Annotated in this window: 20 protein-coding genes and 1 pseudogene; 16 read left to right on the plus strand and 5 right to left on the minus strand. The window is 71.4% G+C overall.

The genetic code is table 11. The features are described 5' to 3' along the window. Nucleotides 1-130 precede the first annotated feature (130 nt). Together hrpB and aptA are read right to left on the minus strand one after the other, a co-directional pair. Nucleotides 131-2608 (minus strand): ATP-dependent helicase HrpB, encoded by a 2478-nt coding sequence (hrpB, locus tag NVS83_RS11560; protein WP_258739436.1) that lies wholly within the window; start codon nucleotides 2606-2608, stop codon nucleotides 131-133. A gap of 70 nt (nucleotides 2609-2678) precedes the next feature. After that, nucleotides 2679-4028, minus strand: a complete 1350-nt coding sequence (gene aptA / locus NVS83_RS11565) for an omega-aminotransferase AptA (RefSeq protein ID WP_258739437.1) — start codon at nucleotides 4026-4028, stop codon at nucleotides 2679-2681. A gap of 278 nt (nucleotides 4029-4306) precedes the next feature. Between aptA and NVS83_RS11570 the strand changes: the two genes are divergently transcribed. From NVS83_RS11570 to hisG, 6 genes and pseudogenes are all read left to right on the plus strand, one after another. Next, nucleotides 4307-6229, plus strand: coding sequence for a tetratricopeptide repeat protein (locus tag NVS83_RS11570; RefSeq protein ID WP_258739438.1), 1923 nt, complete (start codon nucleotides 4307-4309; stop codon nucleotides 6227-6229). A 57-nt stretch (nucleotides 6230-6286) separates the two neighbouring features. Then, entirely contained in the window at nucleotides 6287-7405 is a 1119-nt protein-coding gene (locus NVS83_RS11575) for a TIGR03364 family FAD-dependent oxidoreductase (protein WP_258739439.1), read from the plus strand. A gap of 119 nt (nucleotides 7406-7524) precedes the next feature. Beyond that, a pseudogene (locus NVS83_RS23545) lies at nucleotides 7525-8242 on the plus strand (ATP phosphoribosyltransferase regulatory subunit); the annotation flags it as partial. Nucleotides 8243-8262: 20 nt separating this feature from the next. Next, a complete protein-coding gene (locus tag NVS83_RS23550) occupies nucleotides 8263-9189 on the plus strand; it encodes an ATP phosphoribosyltransferase regulatory subunit (protein WP_374115054.1) in 927 nt (308 codons plus the stop codon). 208 nt (nucleotides 9190-9397) lie between these two features. After that, a complete protein-coding gene (locus tag NVS83_RS11585) occupies nucleotides 9398-10516 on the plus strand; it encodes an ATP phosphoribosyltransferase regulatory subunit (protein WP_258739441.1) in 1119 nt (372 codons plus the stop codon). Nucleotides 10517-10526: 10 nt separating this feature from the next. Continuing rightward, complete coding sequence (gene hisG, locus NVS83_RS11590) at nucleotides 10527-11525, plus strand: ATP phosphoribosyltransferase (protein ID WP_258739443.1); 999 nt, start codon at nucleotides 10527-10529, stop codon at nucleotides 11523-11525. 17 nt (nucleotides 11526-11542) lie between these two features. On the opposite strand, the gene cysG is transcribed toward hisG, so the two are convergent. Beyond that, on the minus strand, nucleotides 11543-13042 hold the full coding sequence (gene cysG, locus NVS83_RS11595; RefSeq protein ID WP_374115044.1) for a siroheme synthase CysG: 1500 nt from the start codon (nucleotides 13040-13042) through the stop codon (nucleotides 11543-11545). Between the two features lie 404 nt (nucleotides 13043-13446). Between cysG and NVS83_RS11600 the strand changes: the two genes are divergently transcribed. Continuing rightward, nucleotides 13447-13839, plus strand: a complete 393-nt coding sequence (locus NVS83_RS11600; protein ID WP_258739444.1) for an RcnB family protein — start codon at nucleotides 13447-13449, stop codon at nucleotides 13837-13839. Between the two features lie 90 nt (nucleotides 13840-13929). On the opposite strand, the gene msrA is transcribed toward NVS83_RS11600, so the two are convergent. Both msrA and NVS83_RS11610 read right to left on the minus strand, forming a co-directional pair. Continuing rightward, nucleotides 13930-14583 (minus strand): peptide-methionine (S)-S-oxide reductase MsrA, encoded by a 654-nt coding sequence (gene msrA, locus NVS83_RS11605; RefSeq protein ID WP_258739445.1) that lies wholly within the window; start codon nucleotides 14581-14583, stop codon nucleotides 13930-13932. A 156-nt stretch (nucleotides 14584-14739) separates the two neighbouring features. Beyond that, on the minus strand, nucleotides 14740-15039 hold the full coding sequence (locus tag NVS83_RS11610; RefSeq protein WP_258739446.1) for a hypothetical protein: 300 nt from the start codon (nucleotides 15037-15039) through the stop codon (nucleotides 14740-14742). Nucleotides 15040-15600: 561 nt separating this feature from the next. Here NVS83_RS11610 and ccoN point away from each other — a divergent pair. The 9 genes from ccoN (at nucleotide 15601) to NVS83_RS11655 (ending at nucleotide 25131) form a co-directional block, all read left to right on the plus strand. Further along, entirely contained in the window at nucleotides 15601-17193 is a 1593-nt protein-coding gene (ccoN, locus tag NVS83_RS11615; RefSeq protein WP_258739754.1) for a cytochrome-c oxidase, cbb3-type subunit I, read from the plus strand. A gap of 11 nt (nucleotides 17194-17204) precedes the next feature. Next, nucleotides 17205-17966, plus strand: a complete 762-nt coding sequence (gene ccoO, locus NVS83_RS11620; RefSeq protein ID WP_258739447.1) for a cytochrome-c oxidase, cbb3-type subunit II — start codon at nucleotides 17205-17207, stop codon at nucleotides 17964-17966. An 11-nt stretch (nucleotides 17967-17977) separates the two neighbouring features. Then, nucleotides 17978-18133 carry a cbb3-type cytochrome c oxidase subunit 3 gene (locus tag NVS83_RS11625; RefSeq protein WP_258739448.1) on the plus strand — a complete coding sequence of 52 codons (156 nt, stop codon included), beginning with the start codon at nucleotides 17978-17980 and terminating at the stop codon, nucleotides 18131-18133. A 4-nt stretch (nucleotides 18134-18137) separates the two neighbouring features. Next, a complete protein-coding gene (gene ccoP, locus NVS83_RS11630; RefSeq protein ID WP_258739449.1) occupies nucleotides 18138-19046 on the plus strand; it encodes a cytochrome-c oxidase, cbb3-type subunit III in 909 nt (302 codons plus the stop codon). A 323-nt stretch (nucleotides 19047-19369) separates the two neighbouring features. Beyond that, nucleotides 19370-20827 (plus strand): cytochrome c oxidase accessory protein CcoG, encoded by a 1458-nt coding sequence (ccoG, locus tag NVS83_RS11635; protein ID WP_258739450.1) that lies wholly within the window; start codon nucleotides 19370-19372, stop codon nucleotides 20825-20827. 62 nt (nucleotides 20828-20889) lie between these two features. Then, a complete protein-coding gene (locus NVS83_RS11640) occupies nucleotides 20890-21390 on the plus strand; it encodes a FixH family protein (protein ID WP_258739451.1) in 501 nt (166 codons plus the stop codon). Nucleotides 21391-21431: 41 nt separating this feature from the next. Next, nucleotides 21432-23777 carry a heavy metal translocating P-type ATPase gene (locus NVS83_RS11645; RefSeq protein WP_374115055.1) on the plus strand — a complete coding sequence of 782 codons (2346 nt, stop codon included), beginning with the start codon at nucleotides 21432-21434 and terminating at the stop codon, nucleotides 23775-23777. After that, nucleotides 23774-23965, plus strand: a complete 192-nt coding sequence (gene ccoS, locus NVS83_RS11650; protein ID WP_258739453.1) for a cbb3-type cytochrome oxidase assembly protein CcoS — start codon at nucleotides 23774-23776, stop codon at nucleotides 23963-23965. Before NVS83_RS11645 ends, ccoS begins: the two co-directional genes overlap by 4 nt. Next, complete coding sequence (locus NVS83_RS11655) at nucleotides 23962-25131, plus strand: hypothetical protein (protein WP_258739454.1); 1170 nt, start codon at nucleotides 23962-23964, stop codon at nucleotides 25129-25131. Before ccoS ends, NVS83_RS11655 begins: the two co-directional genes overlap by 4 nt. Nucleotides 25132-25398: the final 267 nt, after the last annotated feature.

The raw sequence follows: 25398 nt of genomic DNA on the forward strand, positions 1-25398 counted from the left end.
GGACTCTCGACCCGTGGTTAATGCTTTACGGACAAGGGGTAGCAAGGTGCCGGGCGCGGGCGGAAAGGCCCGGTCGGCCGTCGGCGCGGCAGGGCTGGCCACGCTATAGGGCTCAGCCGCGCGACAGGGTTCAGCTTCGCGGTTTGGCGCGGCGGGTCGGCTCGGCATTGGCCGGGTCTTCCGGCCAGGGGTGCCTCGGGTAGCGCCCGCGCATCTGCGCGCGCACATCGGCCCATGACCCGGCCCAGAAGGCGGGCAGGTCGCGCGTGACCTGGATCGGCCGGTGCGCGGGCGAGAGCAGAGAGAGGGTCAGCGGCACCCGGCCATGGGCGATGGCCGGATGGGTCTTCAGCCCGAACAGTTCCTGCACGCGCACGGCGAGCAGCGGGCCGCCCTCGGCGGCGTAGTCGATCGGCAGGCGCGAGCCGGTGGGGACCTCGACATGGGTCGGCGCCTCCTCCTCCAGCCGGCGCGCGAGGTCCCAGGGCAGCAGCCCCGCCAGCGCCTGGCCGAGCCGGTCGGCGTCGATCGCGCCGAGCGAGGTTGCCCCTTCGAGCGCCGGGGCGAGCCAGTCGTCGGCGGTGGCGGCGAGCCGCTCCGGCGACAGGTCCGGCCAGAGGTCGGGGGCGCTCGCATGGAGGAAGCGCACCCGGTCGAGCCATTGGCGCTGGTGGTTCGACCAGCCGAGCCGCTCCAGCCCGCGCGCGGCGGCGGCCCTTGCCAGAGCGAGCGCGGTCTCCGGGCCCGGCGCCAGCGGCGCGGTGCGCTCGGCAAGGACAAGGCTGCCGAGGCGGCGCAGGCGGCGGGCGCGCAGCGCCCCCGAGGCGGGATCGAGGCTGGTCTCGACCGTTTCCTCGATAAGGTCGCCGAACGCGCTCTCGATCTCGGCCTCGTCCAGCTCGGCGGCGAGCAGGATGCGTGCTTCCTCCGCCTCGCCCGCCACCTCACCGACGGCGAGAAAGCGCGCCCTCGCCAGCGACGACGCCGGGTCGAGCGCGGCGCCGCGGCCATTGGCCAGCACGAAGCGCCGCCCGTCGCCGCGCGCGCGGGCGATGCGGTCGGGGAAGGCAAGCGCCAGCAGCGCGGCGGCGGATGGCGGGGACGCCTCGCGGTCGGGCGGGCCGGCGAGCCGTTCCGCCTCGCGCGCCCAGCCGGTCGCCTGCCGGCGCACCTCCTCGACGCGGCGCGAGCGCTCGCGCCGGAGGTCGTCGAGGCGATGGAGGAGGTCGGGCGAATCCCCGCCGAGCCCCCGCTCGCCGACGATGGCGGCGATCATCGCCGCTCTTTCCGCCGCGCCGCGCCGGGCGCCCTCGATCACCATCCGGGCGAGGCGCGGCTCCAGCGGCAGCCGGGCCATGGCGCGGCCGGCGGCGCTGACGCGGCCGTCGGCATCGAGGGCGCCGAGCTCGCGCAGCAGGGCGCGGGCCTCGTTCACGGCCGGGGCGGGGGGCGGGTCGAGGAAGGCGAGGCTCGCGGGATCGTGCACGCCCCACACGGCGAGGTCGAGGACGAGGCGCGACAGGTCGGCGGCGAGGATTTCCGGCGGTGCGAAGGCCGGCAGGCTCGCCGTCTCCGGCTCGTTCCACAGCCGCCAGCAGGCGCCCGGCCCGGTGCGCCCGGCGCGGCCGCGCCGCTGGTCGGCGGCGGCGCGGGAGACGCGGGCCGTCACCAGCCGGGTGAGGCCGACGCCGGGGTCGAAGCGCGGCAGGCGTGCGAGGCCGCAGTCCACCACCACGCGCACGCCTTCGATGGTGAGGCTGGTCTCGGCGATCGAGGTGGCGAGCACGACCTTGCGCCGGCCCGGCGGGGCGGGGGAAATGGCGCGGTCCTGCTCGCGCGGGTCCATGGCGCCGAACAGCGGGGCGATCTCGACCGCGGGATCGCGGACCGCCTCGCGCAGCAGACGCTCGGTGCGGCGGATTTCCGCGGCGCCGGGCAGGAAGGCGAGGATCGAGCTGTCCTCGGCGGCGAGCGCGCGCAGGATGGCGTCGGCCATCTGCCGCTCCACCGGCCGCCCGGGCTCGCGCCCGAGATAGCGGGTCGTCACCGGAAACAGGCGGCCGAGGCTCTCGACCACGGGCGCCTTGCCGAGCAGGCCGGCCACGCGCGCGCCGTCCAGCGTTGCCGACATGACGAGGAGGCGCAGGTCCTCGCGCAGCGCGCCCTGCGCGTCGAGCGCGAGGGCGAGGCCGAGATCGGCGTCGAGGCTGCGCTCGTGAAACTCGTCGAACAGCACCGCGGCGATGCCCGAAAGCTCCGGGTCGTCGAGCACCATGCGGGTGAAGATGCCCTCGGTGATCACCTCGATGCGGGTGGTCCGGCCGACCTTGGAGCCGAAGCGGGCGCGGTAGCCGACCGTGGCGCCGGCGCTCTCGCCGAGGGTCTTGGCCATGCGCTCGGCGGCGGTGCGGGCGGCGAGGCGCCGCGGCTCCAGCACCAGGATCTTGCCCCCCGCCACCCACGGCTCGTCGAGCAGCGCCAGCGGCACGCGGGTGGTCTTGCCCGCCCCGGGCGGTGCGACCAGGACGGCTGCGGTGCCGGCCGCGAGGGCGTCCGTCAGCGCCGGCAGGGCATCATCGATGGGCAGCGAGGTGTCGAAGGCGCGCATGGCGCCTGCAGATAGCAGAATCGGGGGCGGCACCGCGAGGCCCCGCCCCCTCGTCGCGGAGGTGCCGCCCTCACATCACCGCGTCGATGGTCTTGCTCAGCTTGTCGACGATCTCGCCGATCTGGCTCTCGCTGATGATCAGCGGCGGGCTGACGGCGATGGTGTCGCCGGTGACGCGGAACATGATGCCGTTGTCGTGGAAACCCACTTCCATCGCCTTGAAGCCGCGCTTGCCCGCGCCCTCGGCGCTCGGCGCCATGTCGAAGGCGGCCACGAGGCCGACCGTGCGGATATCGAGGATGCCGGGCTTGCCCTTCAGGCCCATCATCGCGTCGGCGAAGATCGGCTCGATGGCGCGCGCGCGCTCGAACAGGCCCTCGTCGCGATAGAGGTCGAGCGTGGCGAGCGAGGCGGCGCAGGCCAGCGGGTGCCCGGAATAGGTGTAGCCGTGGAACAGCTCGATGACGTGCTCGGGGCCGTTCATGAAGGTGTCGTAGATGTCCTTGCGCACGATCACGCCGCCCATCGGCACCGTGCCGGAGGTGACGCCCTTGGCGAAGGCGATCATGTCCGGCACCACGCCGTAGCGCTCGGCGGCGAAGGGGAAGCCGAGGCGGCCGAAGCCGGTGATGACCTCGTCGAAGATCAGCAGGATGCCGTATTTGTCGCAGATCTCGCGCAGGCGCTTGAGATAGCCCTTGGGCGCGGGGAGGCCGCCGGTGGAGCCGGCCATCGGCTCGACGATGACGGCGGCGATGGTCTGTGCGTCGTGCAGGGCGACGAGCCCTTCCAGCGCCTCGGCCCGCTCGGCGCCCCATTCCGGCTCGCCCTTGGAGAAGGCCTGCTTCTCGCGGTCATAGGTCGAGGGCAGGTGGTCGACGCCGGGCAGCAGGCTGCCGAAGAAGCGGCGGTTGGGCGAAATGCCGCCGACCGAGGTGCCGCCGAAGCCGACGCCGTGATAGCCGCGCTCGCGGCCGATGAGCCGGGTGCGCGTCGCCTGCCCCTTGAGGGCGTGATAGGCGAGGGCGATCTTCAGCGCGGTGTCGTCGGCTTCCGAACCGGAATTGCAGAAGAACACATGATCGAGATCGCCGGGGGCCAGTTCGGCGATGCGCGAGGCGACGCGGAAGGCGGTCGGGTGGCCGAACTGGAAGGTCGGCGCGAAGTCGAGCTCGGCCGCCTGCTTCTGGATCGCCTGCACGATCGGGTCGCGGCTGTGGCCGGCATTGGCGCACCACAGGCCCGCCGAGCCGTCGAGGATCGGCCGGCCCTCGGGGGTGAAATAGTGCATGTCCTTGGCGCGCGCGACCATGCGCGGGCGGGCCTTGAAGGCGCGGTTCGCGGTGAAACCCATCCAGAAGGCTTCGAGGTCGTTCGGCGTCGTGGTGCTGACGGCATCGAAATCGTAGGCGACGGACATGATCGGTCTCCGGGGAAGTGCTCGCTGGACGGGGCCGTGATTTTAGTCATGTACAATGCGTGAGCATCGATACGCTTACGAGAAATTGTGATGATGTGATCACGATCCCTTCTATGTCATGAGCCGGCCGCGCTTTCCACCTCACGGGCGGCTTGACCTCGAAGGGCGCGTGCGGCCATCAACTCGCCGCAAGCCGTGCTAGAGTCACCTAGCGTTAGGTTTTTTGACAGGCCGTTCGCGGAAGCGCATTCCGTCGGCCGCCGCGAGAGGACCGCCGAGTGCTCGACAGCACGAACACCGAACCGTCGGACGACGTGCCGGTTTCGACCGACGCGGCGGCGGATGCTGTGCCGCCCGAGCAGGTTCGGCGTGCCCTCGCCAGCGTGCTGGACTCCGAGGAACTCAGCTCCTCGCCGCAGCTCTCCAACATCCTGCGCTTCGTGGTGGAGGCGACGCTGGAAGGGCGCCGCGACGCGATCAAGGGCTACACGATCGCGGTCGAGGCGCTGGGGCGCGACGCCTCCTTCGATCCGCAGGCCGACCCGATCGTGCGGGTGGAGGCGACGCGCCTGCGTCGGGCGCTGGAGCGCTACTATGCCGGCGCCGGCGCCAATGACGAGATCGAGATCGTGGTGCCGCGCGGCAGCTACGTGCCGCAGTTCACGCCGCGCCGGCCGAGCGATGCCGGGGTCGGCGTGCCCGTACCCGGCACGGCCGAGCCCGCGACCCAGCCGGCCGGTCCGGACGAGGGCGACCCGGTGGTGCTGGTCCCCGCCGACGCCGGACGCCGCTGGAGCCTGCGCGGCTTCGTCGCCGGCGCGCTGGTGCTGCTGGTGGCGGTGGTGCTGGCGGGCATCGCGATCGAGACCGTGGAGCCGGTCGCCTGGCGTGCGCTGGTGTCGAGCATCGCCCTGCGCCCGATCGAGCGCGCCAACCGGCTGGGCATGCCGATGGTTGAGGTGCGCCCGTTCGATTCCACCGGCGGCGCGCCGCTGCCGCCGAGCGAGATCACCCGCAGCGCCGGGGTCGTCACCAGCGGCGAGTTCACCGCGCGGGCGATCGAGGTGCGGGTGCGCGACGCGCTGGCGCGCTTCGACATGCTCGACGTGCTCGCCAGCCCCGAGGTGCACCCGGTGGTGAGCTGCGGCAGCGCGGGCGTCTCGCCCTATTCGGCCTTCGCGCTCGGCGGGCTGGTGGAGAATCACGAGGACGGCAGCATGTCGGTGCTGCTGCGGCTCTCGGACCTGTGCGACGGGACCATCGTGTGGTCGCGCGAGTTCGACAGCCTGAAGCCGGGCGGGGACCCTTCGGCGACCGAGGTGGCGCTGGTGCGCGACATCATGGCCGCCATCGCCGAGCCCTATGGCGTGATCCAGGCCCGGGCGCGGGCGCGGGTCACCGCCTCCGGCGGGCCGGACAAGGCGGGCCCCTATGGCTGCGTGCTCGACGCCTATTCCTACTGGCGCAGCTACCTGCCGGCCGAGCATCGCCGGGCGCGGCAGTGCCTCGAGCGTTCCGTCGCCGCCGACAGCACCTTCGCGCTCGGCTATGCGCTGCTGGCCGAGCTCGACCTCGACGAGATCCGTACCGGGGTCGAGCCGCGCTCCGACCAGCCGGTACTGGACCGCGCGCTGGCCGCCGCCGAGCAGGCGGTCGAGCTGGAGCCGACCAGCGCCTTCGCCCAGCGCGTGCTGATGGATGTGCACTTCTTCCGCGGCGAACGCTCGGCGGCGATCGCCTCCGGCCAGACCTCGCTGGCGCTCAACCCCTACGACATGGACGTGCTGGCGGATTTCGCTGGGCGGCTGATCGCGTTCGGCGAGGTCGAGCGCGGCGAGAAGATGCTCGCCAGCGCGACCCAGGCCGCGCCGGGCATGCCGCCCTGGGTCGACTTCTACCGGGTGATCGCGGCCTATCTGCGCGGCGACGCGCCGGGCGCGGCCTCCGCCGCCGACCAGCTCATGGGCGACGGCTACGCGCCCGGGCTGCTGGCGCGGGCGCTGGCCAGCAACATGGCCGGCGAGCGCGAGGCGGCGCAGTCGGACCTGCGCAAGCTGGTGGAGATCGCGCCCGCCTGGCGCACCGAGCCCAGGCTGATGATCGAGCGCTTCTTCCCCGATCCGTCCGTGGCGCTCCGGGTGGCGAACGACCTCGCCGATGCCGGCCTGCCGATCCCCAAATCCTCCGCCGCGGCGGACTGAGCCTACCGGCCCCCGCCTTCCGCTCTCCCACTTCCCGCACGCGTCATCGGATCACCCATGTCGGAACGCTTCGATCTTGCCATCGTCGGCGCGGGCGTCGTCGGCCTCGGCCACGCGCTGGCGGCGCTGCGACGCGGGCTGCGCGTGGTGGTGGTCGACCGCGACGCGCGCGCCAACGGCGCCTCGGTGCGCAATTTCGGCTTCGTCACCGTGACCGGCCAGCAGCGCGGCGAGTGCTGGCGCCGGGCCATGCGCACGCGCGATATCTGGGCCGAGGTGGCGCCGAAGGCGGGCATCGACATCGTCCATCGCGGGTTGCTCGTCGCGGTGCGCCGGCCGGAGGCGCTGCCGGTGCTCGACGCCTTTCTCGCGAGCGAGATGGGGGAGGGCTGCGCGCGGCTTTCACCCGCTGAGGCCCGCGCCCGCCTGCCGGCGCTGGAGGGCAGAGTGACGGGCGGGATGTGGAGCCCGCGCGACCTGCGGGTCGAATCGCGCGAGGCGATCCCGAAGCTCGCCGCCTGGCTGGAGAGCGAGGGCGTCGACTTCCGCCGCGAGACCGCGGTGACGGGGATCGAGCCGGGGCGGATCGACACTTCGGGCGGGCCGGTGCATGCCGCGCGCCTCGTGGTGGCGCCGGGCGACGACTTCCACAGCCTGCTCGGCGAGCGCTTCAAGCCCTACGGCCTCACCCGCTGCAAGCTGCACATGCTGAGGGTCGCGGACCCGCGGCTGGGGCGGCTGCCCGGAGCGGTGATGACCGACCTCTCGCTGGCGCGCTATCTCGGCTATGCCGAGTTCCCCGAGGCCGAGCCGCTGAAGCGGCGGCTCGCGGCCGAACAAGGCGAGCACCTCGCCAACGGGGTGCACCTGATCGTGGTGCAGTCGGCCGACGGCTCGCTCGTCATCGGCGACAGCCATCACTATGCGCCGACGCCCGACCCGTTCGCGCCGGCCCGTGTCGACGAGCTGATCCTCGACGAATATGCGGCGCTGTTCGGGGCCGGGCCGGAGCGGGTGGTGGAGCGCTGGACCGGCACCTACGCCTCCGCGCCGGACCGGCTCGCCTTCATCGACCGGCCGGACCCGGCGATCCGCCTCGTCGTGGTGACGAGCGGCACCGGCGCCTCCACCGGCTTCGCCATCGCCGAGGAGGCGGTGGCCGAGCTGTTCGACTGACGCGCGGCCGGTTCGACGGGCCCGCGAGGCGGCCGATGGTTGCTGGTTGGCGAGCCATCAACTAAACCCGCGCCGACCGAGACCTTTCCACGAACGACCCCGCAGGAACGACGCCCATCATGGCCAAGGACAAGACCAGCCGACTGAAGGCCCGCACGCCGCGCGGCTTCGCCGATCGCGGCCAGGCCGAGCTCGCCGGCACGCGGGCCATGCTGGAGACCATCCGCAAGGTCTACGAGCTCTACGGCTTCGAGGCGCTGGAGACGCCGTTCGTCGAGTACACCGACGCGCTCGGCAAGTTCCTGCCCGACCAGGACCGGCCGAACGAGGGCGTGTTCTCGTTCCAGGACGACGACGAGCAGTGGCTCTCGCTGCGCTACGACCTGACCGCCCCGCTCGCCCGCCACGTGGCGGAGAATTTCGACCGGCTGGCCAAGCCGTTCCGCTCCTACCGGGCGGGCTGGGTGTTCCGCAACGAGAAGCCGGGACCGGGCCGCTTCCGCCAGTTCATGCAGTTCGACGCCGACACGGTGGGCGCGCCGACCGTCGCGGCGGACGCCGAGATCTGCATGATGGCGGCGGACACGCTGGAAGCGCTGGGCATCAAGCGCGGCGACTATGTGATCAAGGTCAACAACCGCAAACTTCTCGATGGACTGCTCGATGGCATGGGGATTGGTGGCGAAGAAAATGCTGGCCGTCGACTCACTGTGCTGCGTGCGATCGACAAATTGGACAAGGTTGGCATCAAGGGCGTGCGGGATCTCCTCGGAGATGGCAGGTGGGAGAACCCCGAGGCCAAGAGCGGCGACTTCACCAAGGGCGCGGGACTGTCGGTTGAGCAGTTCGGCCCGCTTTTGGGTGTCCTGATTAGTGGCCCCGGCCTGGACCATCCCGGATTTAGCGGAGCGGAGGATAGTCGTTCGACGGACGACAGAACTAGGTTTGACGTAGAAGCTTGGACTGACGTTGATCGGCTCATCTTCGGTGCTGAGGTTGATCTCGAAACCGGGAATTTTCGCGTATCCAACAAAGATACGGTCGCTGAACTTGCGAGAAAGACCACCAGCTTTCCTCAATGTGCCGAGGCCATTCAAGAGCTGGCGGAGATCGCTCGGCTGACAGAAGCCGCCGGTTACGGGCCGGATCGCATCCGCATCGACCCCTCAGTCGTTCGCGGCCTCGAATATTACACCGGCCCGGTCTTCGAGGCCGAGCTGACCTTCGAGGTGAAGGACGAGAAGGGCCGCCCGGTGCGGTTCGGCTCGGTCGGCGGGGGCGGGCGTTATGACGGGCTGGTCGGGCGCTTCCGCTCGGAACCCGTGCCGGCGACCGGCTTTTCCATCGGCGTCTCGCGCCTTGCCTCGGCCCTGTCCTACCTGAAGGGCGCAGAGGCCGCGCCGGAGTACGGCCCGGTCGTGGTGGTGGTGATGGATCGCGACGAGGTCGCCCACTACATGGGCCTCGTCGCCAGGCTCCGGAAGGCCGGCATCCGGGCCGAGATGTATCTCGGCAACCCGAAGAACCTCGGCAACCAGTTCAAATATGCCGACCGGCGCAACAGCCCCTGCGTCGTCATCCAGGGTTCGGAGGAGCGCGCGGCGGGACAGGTTCAGATCAAGGACCTGATCGAGGGCGCCAAGGCCGCCGCCGCCATCACCGACAATGCCGAATGGCGCGAGAGCCGGCCGGCGCAGTTCGCCTGCGCCGAGGACGAGCTGGTCGCGAAGGTGATCGAGGTGCTGGACCATCACGGCGTCCCGCACGGCGAGGCGCTGGGCTGAGGCCGCCGCGCGGGGCCGATCGCTGCGCAGGGGTTGCCGGCGGGCGGCCGTGCGCATGGACCCCGCCGCCCCCCTTTGCTAGAAGCGCGCTGCCCGACGGACATACCGCGCCGTCAGGCCCGAAGATCCGTCAGGCCGGGACCGATCCCGGCGCCGCGTTCGAGACCCACGTCCGAGATCCACGAACCACGAGCCGAGACCCCGTTCCATGCTCTCCGCGACGAACCACGCCGAGGAACTGCTCGCGCTCTATGCGCGGGCCGGCTTCGCGCGCGTCGAGCCGCCGGTGCTGCAGCCCGCCGATGCCTTCCTCGACCTGTCGGGCGAGGAGATGCGGCGCACCATGTTCATCACCACCGACCCGGACGGGCGCGAACTGTGCCTCAGGCCGGACCTGACGCTGCCGGTGTGCCGGCAATACATCGCCGACGGCGCCGCCCAGCCGCGCGACTTCGCGTATTTGGGTCCCGTGTTCCGCTCCGACGTCGCCAATGGCGAGCTGCTGCAGGCGGGCGTCGAATCCTTCGGCCGCGCCGACCGCGAGGCGGCGGATGCCGAATTGCTGGCGCTGGGGCTGGAGACGGCGGCGCTGTGGGGGGTGATCGACCCCACCATCCGGCTCGGCGATGCCGGGCTGTTCGCCACCCTGCTCGACGCGCTGCACCTGCCGCCGGGCTGGCGGCGGCGGCTGATCAAGGATTTTGCGCGCTCGGGCGACCTCGGTGCCGATCTCGCCGCGCTCAAGGCGCGACCGGGCGGCAGCGGCGCGGGCGCCTATGCCGGCGTGCTCTCCGCCTTCGCCGGCTCCGACCCGGCGGCGGCGCACGCGCTGGTGACGGACCTGCTCTCCATCGCCGGCATCTCGACCGTGGGCGGACGCACCGTGCCGGAGATCGCCGAGCGCTTCCTCGAACAGGCGGCGCCGGGCGATGCGGAAGGGCTGGCGCCGGAGAAGGTGGCGGTGATCGAGCGCTACCTCTCCATCGCGGGCGATCCGGACACGGCGGCGCGGGCGCTGCGCGCGCTCGCCGACGAGGCGGGGCTCGACCTCGCGTCGGCGCTCGATTCGTTCGAGAGCCGCACCAACTTCATCGCCGCGCAGGGCGTGGCGCCGGAGCGGCTGCGCTTCGCCGCCGCCTTCGGCCGGCCGCTCGACTACTATTCCGGCATGGTGTTCGAGCTGCACGAGAACGGCGCGGGCGCGCCGCTGGTGGCCGGCGGGCGCTATGACGGGCTGCTCGCCCGGCTCGGCGCGCCGGACCCGGTGCCGGCGGTGGGATTCGCGGTCTGGCTCGGCCGGCTCGACGCCGCCGAAGCGCGCATATGAGGGAGCGGAGATGAGCGCACAGGCATCATCGCTCGTCGTCGCCGTGCCCTCCAAGGGCCGGCTGCAGGAGAATGCGAGCGCGTTCTTCGCGCGGGCGGGAATGAACCTCACCCAGTCGCGCGGGGCGCGGGACTATCGCGGCACGCTGTCGGGCGTGGAAGGCGTGGAGGTGGCGTATCTGTCCGCCTCCGAGATCGCCAGCCAGCTCGCCTCGGGCGCGGTGCATCTCGGCGTCACCGGCGAGGATCTGGTGCGCGAGACCATCGCCGACGCCGACGCCAAGGTGCTGCTGGTGGAAGGGCTCGGCTTCGGCTTCGCCAATGTCGTGGTGGCGGTGCCGCAGGCCTGGATCGACGTGCGCACCATGCGCGACCTCGACGACGTGGCGACCCATTTCCACGCCAGCCGCGGGCGGCGGGTGCGGGTGGCGACCAAATATCTGAACCTGACGCGCGCCTTCTTCGCGCGCCACGGCATCGTCGACTACCGCATCGTCGAGAGCCTGGGCGCCACCGAGGGCACGCCGGCGGCGGGGACGGCGGAGCTGATCATCGACATCACTACCACCGGCTCGACGCTGGCGGCCAATGCGCTGAAGGTGATCGAGGACGGGGTGATGCTGCGCTCGGAGGCGAACCTCGTCGCCTCGCTCCACGCCGACTGGAGCCCGGCGGCGCGTGCGGCGGCGCGGGCGCTGCTCGACCGGGTGACGGCAGCCAAGCGCGCGGCCACCATGCGCGAGGTGAAGACGCGCTTTTCCGCCTGTGACAGCGCGATCGTGCAGGAGGCGGTGCGCCGCTTCGGGGCGGTGGCGCCGTTCGGGGCGCCGACCTCCTCGGGGATGGTGACGCTGCACTGCCCGCCCGACACGCTGCACGCGCTCGCCGTGTTCCTGCGCGAGAAGGGGGCGGCGACGGTCTCGGTCGGCCCGCTCGACTATGTGTTCGCGGCCGAGAACCCGCTTTACGAGAAGCTGGAAGCGCGGATCGGCTTCGCCCCGGCCGACTGAGGCCCGGACAAGCCGGTTCAGGCGAGCGCGGCGAGGGCCTCGCGTTCCAGCTCGCCGGCGAAGGCGGCGGCCTCGCCGATGGCGTGGCCGAACAGGATGAGGCACGGCCCGCCCGCGCCTTCCGCGACCGCCCGCTCCAGCGCCGGCGCCAGCGTGCCGACGGTGGCGGGAACCTGGCGCTCCTCCGGCCGCGTGGCCGAGAACACCGCGATCGCCGGCGTCGCCGGATCTAGCCCGGCGGCGATGGCCTGTGTGGCGAGTTCGGCCCAGGTGCGCTGGGGCATGTAGACGACCGTTGTCGCGGCCGGGTCGGTGAGCGCGGACCAGTCGAGGTCGCGCGGCAGGCGGCCGTCGCGGGCATGGGCGGTGACGAATTGCAGCCGGCGCGCATGGTCGCGATGGGTGAGCGAGACGGCGAGACGGCCGGCCGCGCCCTGCGCCGCGCTGATGCCGGGCACCACCTCGACCGGGATGCCGGCGGCGCGGGCGGCGGCGATCTCCTCGCCGGCACGGCCGAACACCATCGGGTCGCCGCCCTTGAGGCGCACCACGCGCTTGCCCTGCGTCGCCAGCGAGACCATCAGCGCGTTGATGTCGTCCTGCTTGCAGGAAGGCTTGTAGCCGGTCTTGCCGACCAGCATCTTCCTCGCCTCGCGGCGGGCGACGTCGAGCACCGCCGGGGCGACGAGATCGTCATAGAGCACCACGTCGGCCGACTGCAGCACGCGCACCGCCTTGAGGGTGAGCAGTTCCGGGTCGCCCGGGCCGGCGCCGACCAGCGCCACCGAGCCGCGCCCGGCGGCGCCGCGCTCGAACTCGGCACGGGCGAGCAGGTCATCGCGCAGCGCGGGGGCGGGCTCGGCCTCGGGCGCCTCCAGGGCGCGCGCGGTGAAGCGCTCCCAGAAGCGGCGGCGGCCGTGATGGGAGAGCCCGAGCGCGCTCACCAGCGGGCGCCAGTTCCGGGCCGCCTCGGCCCAGTGGCGGAAGCCCTGCGGGATCACCGCCTCGATCTTGGCCCGCACCGCCTGGCCGAACACCGGGGCGGCGCCGTCGGTCGAGATGCCGACCACCAGCGGCGAGCGGTTGACGATGGCGCCGAAGGCGAAATCGCAGAAGGCCGGCTTGTCGACCACGTTGACCGGCACGCCGGCGGCGCGGGCGGCGGCGGCGAAGCGCGCGCCTTCCTCGTCCTCGTCCATCGCGCCGATGGCAAGGGTGGCGCCGTCGAGGTCGGCCGGCGTCCAGTCGCGGGCGACGAGGCGGACCGGTCCGTCCGGCGGGGCGGCGGCGAGCGCCAGGAGATCCTCGCAGGGGGCGGGGGCCAACACCTCGACCTCGGCCCCGGCGGCGGACAGCAGCTCCGCCTTCCAGCTCGCCGCCTCCGAGCCCCCGGCCAGCACCACGCGCCGGCCCTGAAGGGCGAAGAACACCGGCAGCCGGGCAAGCGCCGACATGCGCGCGGCCACGGGCCGGGCGGTGCGGTTGGTTGGGACGGGCGAGCGGTCGGCTTCAGTCATGACATCAGGTGCCGGCAATGAGCGGGATCGTTTAACACATACAAGGTGCGTTTATTCCAGTCAATAAACGATATTTTAATGTGAATTATGGGCTGCCTGCCCCAGCGTGGCGGGCGACCTGCCGCAGAAGCGGGCGCCATGCGGGACGCGCAACGCATTGGCCAACTGCCATGTTTGCGGGAACCGGCCGGGCGCTTGCGGATTGTCTCCCCGCGTGTGGCCTGCATCACGAAGGAGATCCAGCTAATCGGCGCCCAACTGGAGAGTACCTGCGCAATACCTGGCGTTGTCATCGCTCCATTACAAATTGTTTAGGAACGTATTCATTGGGCGTTCATGTCGTGAGCTGCATCGTTCCTGTCATAGATGGTGTGAAACGACACATCGCGCTTGGAGTATACGTCATGAAACGACTGGTTATTGCCGCTTCTCTTCTGTCTGTGCTTGGCACCCCCATGGCGTTCGCGCAGGGTGGGTCCTCGCAGGGGCACCAGAAGCCTCCCTACGCGCAGCCGCACAACACGCCCACCCGGCACGGGCCGCCGCCGCACGCGCAGGCGAACGGGCGCGCCCAGCACCATGTGCAGGCCAAGCCACATCATGCGCAGCCCCATCACTCGCAGTGGTCGCGGGGGAAGCGGCTGCCGGCCGGCTACCGTCAGAACGTCGTGACCGACTACCGGCGCTATCACCTCGCCCCGCCGCCGCGCGGCTACAAGTGGGTGCGCGTCAATAACGAGTACCTGATGATCGGCATCGTCAGCGGTCTGATCTCGTCGATCGCGCAGGGCGGCTGAGCTGGCGCAGACGCGCTCCCCAATGAGTTGGGCTGAAAAGAAAGGGACGCGGCGGTGCCGCGTCCCTTCGTACTTTCCGGGGATGACGTCTCAGGCGTTCACGCCGGTGCCGATCGGGCAGGAGACGCCGGTGCCGCCCAGCCCGCAATAGCCGTTCGGGTTCCGGGCGAGATATTGCTGGTGGTAGTCCTCGGCGAAATAGAAGGTCGGGGCGTCGACGATCTCGGTGGTGATCGGCGGGAAACCCTTCGCCTTCAGCGCCGCGTCATAGGCCGCCTTGCTGGCCTCGGCCGCCGCGCGCTGCTCGGGCGAGGTGACATAGATGCCGGAGCGGTAGGTGGTGCCGACATCGTTGCCCTGGCGCATGCCCTGGGTCGGGTCGTGGCTCTCCCAGAACAGCCTGAGCAGTTCGTCGTAGGACACCTTCGCCGGATCGTAGACCACCAGCACCGCCTCGGCGTGGCCGGTCATGCCGGTGCAGGTCTCCTCATAGGTCGGGTTCGGCGTGATGCCGTTGATATAGCCGACCGCGGTGACCCAGACGCCGGGCGTCTGCCAGAACTTGCGCTCCGCGCCCCAGAAGCAGCCGAGCGCGAAGATCGCGGTCTGGTAGCCCTCGGGATAGGGGCCCTTGAGGTCGTGGCCGTTGACCACATGGCGGACCGAGGTGGGGATCGGCCGCGGGCGCCCGGGCAGGGCGGTGTCGGGGGTCGGCAGGTCGAGACTCTTCTTGAAGAAGAACATGGCTTCGTCCCTCGTTTTCCGCTGCCTAATGTAGTCATTCCGGGCCGCGCTTGCGAGGGCGGCGCCGTGCGATCGCGCAAGCGTGGCCGTGCCGCCGGGAAAGGGCGGCGGGTGCGGGTGCGCGCGTGCGCGATCCGGTCGCCGGCGCGCCGGGCGTCAGCGGCGCTTCGGGCGCCCGATCAGGATCAGGAGGAGCCCGAGCACGCCGAGCACGGCGAAGAGCGGCGCCTGCAGCAGCGGCACCATCACCGTCTCCCACGTCGCGCCGGGCAGGTTGGAGCTGACGAGATCCTCGGCGCGCGCGAGGCTGGTCTCGCTGGTGGCGAGCCAGGTGACGCCGAGCGGGGTCATCACCAGGCTCGAGGAGGCGATCGAGCGCACGCCATCGAGCACGAGGGCGACGAACCCGCCGGCCAGCAGCCACATGCCGACGAAGCGCAACAGGAAGCGGATCATGCTGTGGTCTGTCCCCCGAACGGCCCCGACACGGCGCCCCGATATTCCCCGGCCGCCGTGCTTTCCCAGACGTCGCGTCCTTGCGGACGCCCTGTCCTCTTAGACGCCATCGCCGACCCGCCGCAAGGCCGCATCCGGTCGCGGGACGGGCCTTAGCGGCGAAAGCGGCGGGCTGCCGGGCAGGCGTGCCGCCGGGTGAGCGGGGGCGGGTGCCCCCGCGGCGGGCGGGAGGCGCGGCCGGCGGGAGGTAAGCGGGAAGGGACGGGTTCCCCATCGGCGTTCCGCTGCGTCGTTCCGCCGCCACCTCGCGCCTCCGTGAAGACCCGTAGCCTTGACCTGAATCAAGGCTGCCGGGGTGCCGCAAGGCGAATGGTCGACCCGATTGAATGGAGTCGTTCCAGATCCAAGGAGATCGGGGGCGTGGAGGGTCGCATGACGCAACTGAGCAGCGCCACGAGGCAGGAAAACGGCGGGTCGGGCGCCACCGAGCCAGGTGTCGATCAATCCGGCCGCAAGAAGCTGACATTCGGCGAAGGGGGCCTCGCCTTCGTGTTCGCGGTGATGACGCTGGTGTGCATCACCGTCGCCTCGCGGGCGCAGGATCCCGGCTACGCCTTCCACGCCTATCTCTCGGCGCTGGCGAGCGTGGCGGCGGTGTTCGTCATCCTCAACCGCTATGTGGAGCGGCCGGCCGCGCTGTCCCCGCTCGAGATCGCCGGCAAGCCCAACTACAATATGGGGCCGGTCAAGTTCGCCACCGTGGCGGCGATGTTCTGGGGCATTGCCGGCTTCACGGTCGGCGTCATCATCGCCTTCCAGCTCGCCTTTCCCTGGCTCAATTTCGACCTGCCCTGGACCGCCTTCGGCCGGCTCCGGCCGCTGCACACCTCGGCGGTGATCTTCGCCTTCGGCGGCAACGTGCTGATCGGCACCTCGTTCTATGTCGTGCAGCGCACCTCGCGGGCGCGGCTGGCGGGCGAGCTGGCGCCGTGGTTCGTGGTGCTGGGCTACAATTTCTTCATCGTCATCGCCGGCACCGGCTATCTGCTCGGCATCACCCAGTCGAAGGAATATGCCGAGCCGGAATGGTACGCCGACCTGTGGCTGACGGTGGTGTGGGTGACCTACCTGCTGGTGTTCCTCGCCACGCTGTGGCGGCGCAGAGAGCCGCACATCTACGTGGCGAACTGGTTCTACCTCGCCTTCATCGTCACCATCGCCATGCTGCACCTGGGCAACAATGCGAGCCTTCCGGTCTCGGTGTTCTCGCCCAAGTCCTACATCGTGTGGTCGGGCGTGCAGGACGCCATGGTGCAGTGGTGGTACGGCCATAACGCGGTCGGCTTCTTCCTGACCGCCGGCTTCCTCGCCATCATGTACTACTTCATCCCCAAGCGCGCCGACCGGCCGGTCTATTCCTACCGGCTGTCGATCATCCACTTCTGGGCGTTGATCTTCCTCTACATCTGGGCTGGCCCGCACCACCTGCACTACACCGCGCTGCCGGACTGGGCGCAGACGCTCGGCATGACCTTCTCGATCATGCTGTGGATGCCCTCCTGGGGCGGCATGATCAACGGGCTGATGACGCTTTCGGGCGCGTGGGACAAGCTGCGCACCGACCCGGTGATCCGCATGATGGTGGTCTCGGTCGCCTTCTACGGCATGTCGACCTTCGAGGGGCCGATGATGTCGGTGAAGGCGGTGAACTCGCTCAGCCACTACACCGACTGGACCATCGGCCATGTGCATTCGGGCGCGCTGGGCTGGGTCGCCTACATCTCCTTCGGCGCCATCTACTGCCTGGTGCCGTGGCTGTGGAACAAGCGCGAGCTCTACTCCCTGCGCCTCGTCAACTGGCACTTCTGGATCTCGACGCTGGGCATCGTCTTCTACATCTCGGCGATGTGGGTGGCGGGCATCCTGCAGGGCCTGATGTGGCGCGCCTACACCTCGCTCGGCTTCCTCGAATACTCGTTCATCGAGACCGTCGAGGCGATGCATCCCTTCTACATCATCCGCGCGGTGGGCGGGGTGCTGTTCCTGCTCGGCGCGCTGCTGATGGCCTTCAACCTCTACATGACCATCCGCCAGCCCGACGCGGTCGAGGCCGACACAGGCGCGCGCGCGCCGTCCCTCGTGCCGGCCGAGTGAGGATCCCCATCATGGCTGAAGCCGCAACCAAGAAGACCCCGACCTCGCTCTGGGCCAAGCACGCCTTCTTCGAGAAGAACTCGATCTGGCTGGTGATCGGCATCCTGATCGTGGTCGCCATCGGCGGCCTGGTCGAGATCGTGCCGCTGTTCTACCTCAAGAGCACGATCGAGAAGGTTTCGGGCGTGCGTCCCTGGACGCCGCTCGAGCTCGCCGGGCGCAACATCTATGTGCGCGAGGGCTGCTACAACTGCCACTCGCAGATGATCCGCCCGCTGCGCGACGAGGTGGAGCGCTACGGCCACTACTCGCTGGCGGCCGAGAGCATGTACGACCACCCGTTCCAGTGGGGCTCCAAGCGCACCGGGCCGGACCTCGCCCGCGTCGGCAACAAGTATTCCGACGAGTGGCAGCGCCAGCACCTCGCCGATCCGCGCTCGGTGGTGCCGGGCTCGATCATGCCCGGCTACCCGTTCCTGGCGCGCACCCGGCTGAAGGGCGAGTACATCGCCGAGGACCTGTCGACCCAGGCCGAGCTCGGCGTGCCCTACTCGCCCGAGATGGTGGAGAACGCGCTCGCCGACCTGCGCGCTCAGGCCGACCCGAATGCCGACGCCGACGCCCTCGACGAGCGCTATCCGGGCGCCCAGCAGCGCGACTTCGACGGCAATCCCGCCCTGCTTTCCGAGGCCGATGCGCTTATCGCCTACCTGCAGGCGCTCGGCACCATGGTCGATTTCAAGCTCTATGACGACAAGGCCAATGTGCGCTGAGGAGGCATGACATGAACGAGACCTACCGCGCCCTTGCCGAGTTCGCCCAGACCTGGGGCCTCGTCTATTTCGTCGCGATCTTCCTGTGCGTGCTCGCCTATGCGCTGAACCCGCGGCGCAAGAGCGAGTTCGACGAAGCCGCCCGCCTGCCTCTGAGCGAGGACTGAGACCATGGCCGACATTCATGCGCAGAACGCACACGCACAGGACGCGCACAAGCACGAGGTCGACGCCGTCACCGGCGTGTCGACCACAGGCCACGAATGGGACGGCATCAGGGAGCTGAACAACCCGCTGCCGCGCTGGTGGCTGTGGCTGTTCTATGCCTGCATCGCCTGGGCCGTGGTCTACTGGTTCGCCTATCCGGCCTGGCCGCTGGTCTCGGGCTACACCTCCGGCCTGCTGGGCTGGAACTCGCGCGAGGCGATCCAGGCGGACCTCGCGGCGCTGCACGCCCAGCGCGCCGCCTTCGCCGGCAAGCTGGACGCGGCTTCGCTGGAAGAGATCGAGGCCAACCCCGAGCTGCTCGCCTTCGCCCGCGCACAGGGCCGGGCGGCGTTCGGCGACAATTGCGCGCCGTGCCACGGCGCGGGCGCCGGCGGCGCCAAGGGCTATCCCAACCTCAACGACGACGACTGGCTGTGGGGCGGCACGCTGGAGCAGATCCAGAACACCATCCTGCACGGGGCGCGCTCGACCGACGATGGCGGGCACATGGGCGACATGCCGGCCTTCGGGCGCGACGGCATCCTGACCCGGCCGCAGGTGTTCGCGGTCGCCGACTACGTGCTCTCGCTGTCCGGCCACACGCCGGAGGGGGCAACCGACCTCGAGGCCGGCAAGCAGGTGTTCGAGGCCAACTGCGTCGCCTGCCACGGGCCGGAAGCCAAGGGCAATCCCGAGCTCGGGGCGCCGAACCTGACCGACGCCATCTGGCTCTACGGGTCCGACCGCGACACGATCGTCGCCACCGTCACCAACGGGCGCGGCGGCATCATGCCGGCCTGGTCGGGCCGGCTCGACCCGAGCACCATCAAGGCGCTCACGGTCTATGTCCACGCGCTGGGCGGCGGAAAGTAAGCGCCCGACAGGCGAGGCCGGGCGGCGGAGGGGCGGCCCGAACCGGCGCCGGATCAGGCGCCCGCGGCCTTCGCACCCGCATGAGCGAGCGGGCCGCGGCGCGCCGGTGAGGGGGCTCCGGCCGGGGGGCGGACGAGCCCCCTCACTCCCTTCCCGCGCCCTGCCTCCGAGGGCTTCAAGCGAAGTTGCGCGCAGCGTCCGGCTGCGGCGGGGCGCCTCAGCGGCGTGCCGCCGCATAAGCAGTTTCCCGCCCGGCATGGACCGGATCAACGGCCTATTCTCGAACGCCTAAAAGGAGCCGAGGAAAGGCCGGGACAGGCAAGATGAACGTGGCGACGAAAGCGGAAATGGATACCGACATCGAGGGCCCGCTCTACGAGGCGCGGCGCAAGATCTATCCGATCGCGGTGCACGGCACCTTCCGCCGCATCAAGTGGACGCTGCTCGTCATCACGCTCGGCATCTATTACCTGCTGCCCTTCGTGCGCTGGGACCGCGGGCCGAACGCGCCCTCGCAGGCGGTGCTGGTCGACCTCGCCAACGGGCGCTTCTACTTCTTCTTCATCGAGATCTGGCCGCAGGAGATCTACTACGTCACCGGCCTGCTGATCCTGGCGGCGCTGGTGCTGTTCCTGATGAACGCGGTCGCCGGGCGGCTGTGGTGCGGCTATCTGTGCCCGCAGACCGTGTGGACCGACCTGTTCCAGGCGATCGAGCGCATGGTGGAGGGCGACCCGCGCCAGCGGCGCGACAAGCTCAAGCACGCCTCGCGCACGCAGCGCGCCTTCGAGGCCGCCGCCAAGCACGCGCTCTGGCTGATGGTGGCGTGGTGGACCGGCGGCGCCTGGGTGCTCTACTTCGCCGACGCGCCGACCCTCGCCATGCAGCTCCTGAAGGGCGAGGCGCCGCTGGTCGCCTATCTGTGGATCGCCATCCTCACCTTCACCACCTATGTGCTCGCCGGCCACATGCGCGAGCAGGTGTGCACCTATATGTGCCCGTGGCCGCGCATCCAGGCGGCGCTGACCGACGAATACGCGCTCAACGTCACCTATCGCTACGACCGCGGCGAGCCGCGCGGCTCGCTCAAGAAGACCGAGGCGCTGAAGCTCGAGGGACTGCCGGCGGGCGACTGCATCGACTGCCGGCAATGCGTCGCCGCCTGCCCGACCGGGGTCGACATCCGTCTCGGCAGCCAGCTCTCCTGCGTCCAGTGCGGGCTGTGCATCGACGCCTGCGACACGGTGATGAAGAAGGTCGGCCGTCCGACCGGGCTGATCGCCTACGACACCGAGATGAACGTCGAGCGGCGGATCAAGGGCCTGCCGCCGGTGACGAAGATCCTGCGCGCGCGCACCGTGCTCTACGCGGCGCTGATCGTGATCGTCGGCGGCATCATGGTGGCGACTCTGGCGATGCGCGGCTCGGAATCGGTCGCGGTGATCCATGACCGCAACCCGCTCTTCGTGCAGCTTTCCGACGGGGCGATCCGCAACGCCTACACGCTGCGGCTGGTCAACAAGCAGTCCATGCCGCGCCGCTTCGCCATCTCGGTGACGGGCGTGCCGCAGGCGCGGCTCGAGATCGCCGGCGGCACCACCGGGATGGAGGACGGCCGGCCCGTGGTCGAGGTCGGCCCCGACCAGACCTTCGAGCTGCGCGCGCTGGTCTCGACCGAGGCCCGGCTGCCGGCCAACGCCTCGCTCGAGATGAGCTTCCAGATCACCGACGTCGCCAGCGGCGAGACCAGCTCGGCGCCCGACCACTTCAAGGGCCCCTGAGCGCCGCGCCACCGCGGGCGCCGGAGGGTTCCGGTCCGAACCGCCTTGCAAGGGAGTACGCCATGGCCTCGCCCGTCACCGGCCCGATCGACGAGCATCCCGGCCGCCCGGTCACCGGCCGCACGGTGCTGGTCTGGTTCGTCGGCTTCTTCGGCGTCGTCTTCGTCGCCAATTTCTTCCTGGTGCGCGAGGCGCTGACCACCTTCGGTGGCGTCGAGACCGAGAGCTCCTACCAGGCGGGCCTGCTGTTCCGGCAGGAGAGCGAGGCCGCGGCCGCGCAGGCGGCGCGGCACTGGAGCGTCGACGCGCATATCGAGACCGGCCGGATCGAGGTCAGCGCGAAGGATGCGCAGGGGCTGCCGATCGTCGGCACCGAGCTGGCGCTCACCCTCCACCACCCGACCGACCGGCGCTATGACGAGAAGCTCACCCCCGAGCCGGTCGGGCCCGGCCGCTGGCGGGCGAGCGACCACATCGCGCCCGGCCAGTGGGAGCTGATGATCGAGCTGAGCCGGAACGGCGAGCGCCAGTTCCGCTCCGCCAACCGCATCCTGGTGAAATAGGCATGGCGACGGGCGCGCAGATGCGGGCGCCGGGCTTCGGCATGCCCGCTCGCGAGGTTGTCGCGCGAGAGGCTGCCGCGCGTGAGGCTCGCGCGGCGCGGGCCGGGGCGGCCATTCCGGACGCCGGCGCACAGCCGGGCGCGCAGGACCTGTCGCTGTTCCTGCACGAGGCGCCGGGCGGTCTGGTGGAGATGGCCTTCGCCATCGAGGGCATCGACTGCGCCGCCTGCATCGACGAGATCGAGGACGCGGCCGAGGCCGAGCCGGGCGTCGCGCAGGCGCGGCTGAACTACACCACCCATCGCCTCACCGTCGCCTGGGCACCCGGCGCCGAGCCCGGACCGGCCGGGGTGATGGCGGCGCTGGCGGGGCGCGGCTACCGCGCCTATCCGTTCGAGGCCGACCGGGTGGAGGAAAGCGAGCGCGGCGCCTCGCGCCATCTGCTGCGCTGCCTCGCCGTCGCCGGCTTCGCGGCGATGAACATTATGCTGCTGTCGGTCTCGGTGTGGTCGGGCAACCTGTCCGACATCACGCCGGAGACGCGCGACCTGTTTCACTGGCTCTCGGCGCTTATCGCGCTGCCGGCGGCGGCCTACGCCGGCCAGCCCTTCTACCAGAGCGCGTTCCGGGCGCTGAAGGCGCGCTCGCTCAACATGGACGTGCCGATCACGCTCGGGGTGATGCTGGCGCTCGGAGTCTCCGTGCTCGAGACGCTCAACCATGCCCGCGACGCCTATTTCGATTCGGCGGTGATGCTGCTCTTCTTCCTGCTGACCGGGCGCTATCTCGACCAGGCAATGCGGCGCCGGACCCGCGCCGAGGCGGGCAATCTCGCCGCGCTTCGCGCCACCAGCGCCAACCGGATCGGCGCCGACGGCAGCCTCGTCACCGTCCCCGCCGCCGCGGTCAAGCCGGGCGACGAGGTGGTGGTGCGCGCGGGCGAGCGGGTGCCGGTGGACGGGCGGGTGCTCTCCGGCACCGGGGCGGTCGACGAGAGCCTCGTCACCGGCGAGACGCTGCCGCGCACCTTCGCCGCCGGCGAGACCGTGCACGCCGGCGCGCTGGTGCAGGACGGCGCGCTGCGCCTGATCGCGACGGCGGTGGGCGAGGACACCTTCCTTCAGGAGATCGAGCGGCTGCTCGACCGGGGCGCCACGGCGCGCGGGCGCTATGTGCGGCTCGCCGACCGCGCGGCGCGGCTCTACGCGCCGATGGTGCACGCCACCGCCGCGCTCTCGCTCGCCGGGTGGCTGATCGCCGGGGCCTCGCTGCATCAGGCGGCGCTGATCGCCGTCGCGGTGCTGATCATCACCTGCCCCTGCGCGCTGGCGCTGGCGGTGCCGGCCGTGCAGGTGGTGGCGGCAGGGGCGCTGATGCGGCGCGGCGTGCTGCTGAATTCGGGCGACGCGCTGGAGCGGCTCGCCGAGGCGGACGCGGTCGCCTTCGACAAGACCGGCACGCTGACGCTGCCCGAGCCAGCGATCGCCAACACTGACGCAGTGCCGGCCGATCTGATGGCGGCGGCGGGGCGGCTCGCGCATGCCAGCACCCATCCGCTGGCGCGGGCGATCGCGGCCGCCGCGCCAGATCCGGCGCCGGCCGAGGAGGTGCGCGAGGTCGCCGGGCTCGGCGTCGAGGGCGTGGTCGGGGGCGAGACCGCGCGGCTCGGCAGCCCGGCCTTCTGCGGATTCGACGAAGCGGACACCAAGGGCGCGCCCGGCACGTCCCACGTGGCGGTGAGCCTCGGGAAGAGGCGGGCGCTGATCGAGATCCGCCAGGCGCTGCGGCCCGATGCGGGCGCGGTGGTCGAGGCGCTGCGGCGCGCCGGGCGGCACATCGTCATCCTGTCGGGCGACCGTCGCGAGGCGGTGGCGCCGGTGGCGGCCGCACTCCATGTCGAGGACTGGTGGGGCGGGGCCCGGCCGGCGGAGAAGATCGCGGTGCTGGAGAGCCTGGAAGCCGGCGGGCGCAACGTGCTGATGGTGGGCGACGGCATCAACGACGCGCCCTCGCTCGCCAGCGCCCATGTTTCGATCTCGCCGATCACGGCGGCGGACGTGGCGCGCGCGCAGGCGGATGCGGTGTTCCTTGGCGAGAGGCTGGCGCCGGTGGCGGCGGCGCTCGCCATCGCCGGCAAGGCGCGGGCGCTGATGCGGCAGAACCTTGCCATCGCGGTGATGTACAATGCGGTTGCGGTGCCGCTGGCGATCGCCGGCGCGGTGACGCCGCTGGTGGCGGCGCTCGCCATGTCCGGCTCGTCGCTGCTGGTGACGCTGAACGCGCTGCGCGCGCGGCGCGCGGGCGGGCGGGAGATGGCGGTGTTCGAGGCAGATTTCGAGGCGCCGGCCTCCGTGACCCCGGGCCGCACGAGGGAGGACGCACGATGACCGTGCTGCTCTATCTGGTGCCGGCGGCGCTGAGCCTCGGCCTGCTCGGCCTCGCCGCCTTCATGTGGTCGCTGCGCACCGGCCAGTACGACGATCTCGACGGCGCCGCGGTGCGGGTGCTGAGCGACGACGATCTTCACGACGACGATGCCCGCGACGCGCGCCCCCATGGAGCCGGGCGGCGATGAGCGCGGACGGGTTGTTCGAGGATTACGAGGCGCGCGCCGGGCGGCTCGCCTGCGCCTGCCCGGAGGACGCCCCGCGCGCGCTGCGCCGGCCGATCGGCGAGGGGCGGCTCGCGGGCGGCTTCGCGCTGGTGGTGCTGGCGCAGGCGCTGACGCTCGGCGTGCTGCCGCTTGCCGGCGCCATGCTGGCGGCGGGCCAGAGCTACGGTCCGGTGCCGCTGGGCGCGCTGCCGCTCGCCGCCTTCCTCGCCGGTGCGGCGGTGGCGAGCCTGCCGGCGAGCTTCCTGCTGGACACGTTCGGCCGGCGCGCGGGCTTCGCGCTCGGCGCCAGCCTCGGCGTCGCCGGGGGCGTGGTGTGCGCCTATGCGATGATGGTGGCGGCGCTGCCGCTGCTGGTGGTCGGCGCCGCCTGGCTCGGCGCGGCGCAGGGCTTCGGCATGTTCTATCGCCACGCGGCCGCTTTCGGTGCCGGCGCGCAGGGACGGGCCGGTGCGGTGGCGCGGCTCCTTGGCGCGGGGGCGCTGGCGGGTCTCGCCGGCCCGCTGCTGGCGGGCGGGGCGGAGGCGCTGGCCGCGCCCTACACCTTCGCGGGCACGCTGCTGCTCGCCGCGCTCGCCCAGCTCGGCGCGCTCGCCTTCGCGGTAAGCCTGCCCGAGGCGCGCTTCTCCCATGCCGACCTCACCGTCGAGGCGATGCGCGCGGCGACGCCGGCCGCCGGGGCGCCGCGCGCGCTCGGCTGGCGGGCGATGGCGGCGCCGCTCGCGCTCGGGGCGCTGGCCTGGGGGGCGATGACCTCGGCCATGGCCGGGGCGCCGCTCTCGCTCGCCGGCTGCGGCATCGGCGTCCCGGCGATCTCGGGCTTCGTCGCCTGGCACGTGGTGGCGATGTACGCGCCGGCGCTTGCGGGCGGCTGGATCGCACGCCGGATCGGCGCCGCCCCGCTCGCGATGGTCGCGCTCGCCGGCTGCCTCGCTGCGGCGGCGATGGTGCGGCTGCTGCCGGAGGCGGCGGGCATCGTCGCGGCGTTCCTCGCGGTCGGGGCGGGCTGGTCGCTCGCCACCCTCGCCGCCACGCTGATGCTGCACGAGCGCGGCACGCCCTCGCGGGCGCAACTCGCGCTGCACGACGGCGCGCTGCTCATCGCCGCGCTGGCCGGGGCGTTGGTGTAGCGGCGCCGGTCCGGGGCGGCACGACACCGGAGAGCATTGCCGGCGGCCGAAGCCGGCAGTCGGACGTCTTTCCTTGTCGGCGATCGCGCGGCTCCGGCGTTGCCTTTCCATCCCTTCAGCTTTCCGAAGAACCGCAACGGGATTCCCTCCGCCGGTCATGAACCTGCGCCGAGCCGGATGTGCCCCGATCATGCGCCGACGACCGTCGGCCTTGGTTGGAAGCCTGCCGTTGCCGGGAAATCAGTGCTTGTCGGACGCGGACCCACG

The sequence above is a fragment of the Ancylobacter mangrovi genome (assembly GCF_024752335.1).
Classification (GTDB): domain Bacteria; phylum Pseudomonadota; class Alphaproteobacteria; order Rhizobiales; family Xanthobacteraceae; genus Ancylobacter; species Ancylobacter mangrovi.

Bases quoted from the DNA above. Each gene is read 5' to 3' on its own strand.
- NVS83_RS11600 (WP_258739444.1), top strand. From the start codon at position 13,447: ATGAAACGACTGGTTATTGCCGCTTCTCTTCTGTCTGTGCTTGGCACC.
- cysG (WP_374115044.1), bottom strand. From the start codon at position 13,042: ATGACTGAAGCCGACCGCTCGCCCGTCCCAACCAACCGCACCGCCCGG.
- NVS83_RS11640 (WP_258739451.1), top strand. From the start codon at position 20,890: ATGGCCTCGCCCGTCACCGGCCCGATCGACGAGCATCCCGGCCGCCCG.
- NVS83_RS11610 (WP_258739446.1), bottom strand. From the start codon at position 15,039: ATGATCCGCTTCCTGTTGCGCTTCGTCGGCATGTGGCTGCTGGCCGGC.
- ccoN (WP_258739754.1), top strand. From the start codon at position 15,601: ATGACGCTGGTGTGCATCACCGTCGCCTCGCGGGCGCAGGATCCCGGC.
- NVS83_RS11645 (WP_374115055.1), top strand. From the start codon at position 21,432: ATGCCCGCTCGCGAGGTTGTCGCGCGAGAGGCTGCCGCGCGTGAGGCT.
- hrpB (WP_258739436.1), bottom strand. From the start codon at position 2,608: ATGCGCGCCTTCGACACCTCGCTGCCCATCGATGATGCCCTGCCGGCG.
- NVS83_RS11575 (WP_258739439.1), top strand. From the start codon at position 6,287: ATGTCGGAACGCTTCGATCTTGCCATCGTCGGCGCGGGCGTCGTCGGC.
- aptA (WP_258739437.1), bottom strand. From the start codon at position 4,028: ATGTCCGTCGCCTACGATTTCGATGCCGTCAGCACCACGACGCCGAAC.
- ccoS (WP_258739453.1), top strand. From the start codon at position 23,774: ATGACCGTGCTGCTCTATCTGGTGCCGGCGGCGCTGAGCCTCGGCCTG.
- ccoG (WP_258739450.1), top strand. From the start codon at position 19,370: ATGAACGTGGCGACGAAAGCGGAAATGGATACCGACATCGAGGGCCCG.
- NVS83_RS11625 (WP_258739448.1), top strand. From the start codon at position 17,978: ATGAACGAGACCTACCGCGCCCTTGCCGAGTTCGCCCAGACCTGGGGC.
- NVS83_RS11585 (WP_258739441.1), top strand. From the start codon at position 9,398: ATGCTCTCCGCGACGAACCACGCCGAGGAACTGCTCGCGCTCTATGCG.
- ccoP (WP_258739449.1), top strand. From the start codon at position 18,138: ATGGCCGACATTCATGCGCAGAACGCACACGCACAGGACGCGCACAAG.
- msrA (WP_258739445.1), bottom strand. From the start codon at position 14,583: ATGTTCTTCTTCAAGAAGAGTCTCGACCTGCCGACCCCCGACACCGCC.
- NVS83_RS11655 (WP_258739454.1), top strand. From the start codon at position 23,962: ATGAGCGCGGACGGGTTGTTCGAGGATTACGAGGCGCGCGCCGGGCGG.
- hisG (WP_258739443.1), top strand. From the start codon at position 10,527: ATGAGCGCACAGGCATCATCGCTCGTCGTCGCCGTGCCCTCCAAGGGC.
- ccoO (WP_258739447.1), top strand. From the start codon at position 17,205: ATGGCTGAAGCCGCAACCAAGAAGACCCCGACCTCGCTCTGGGCCAAG.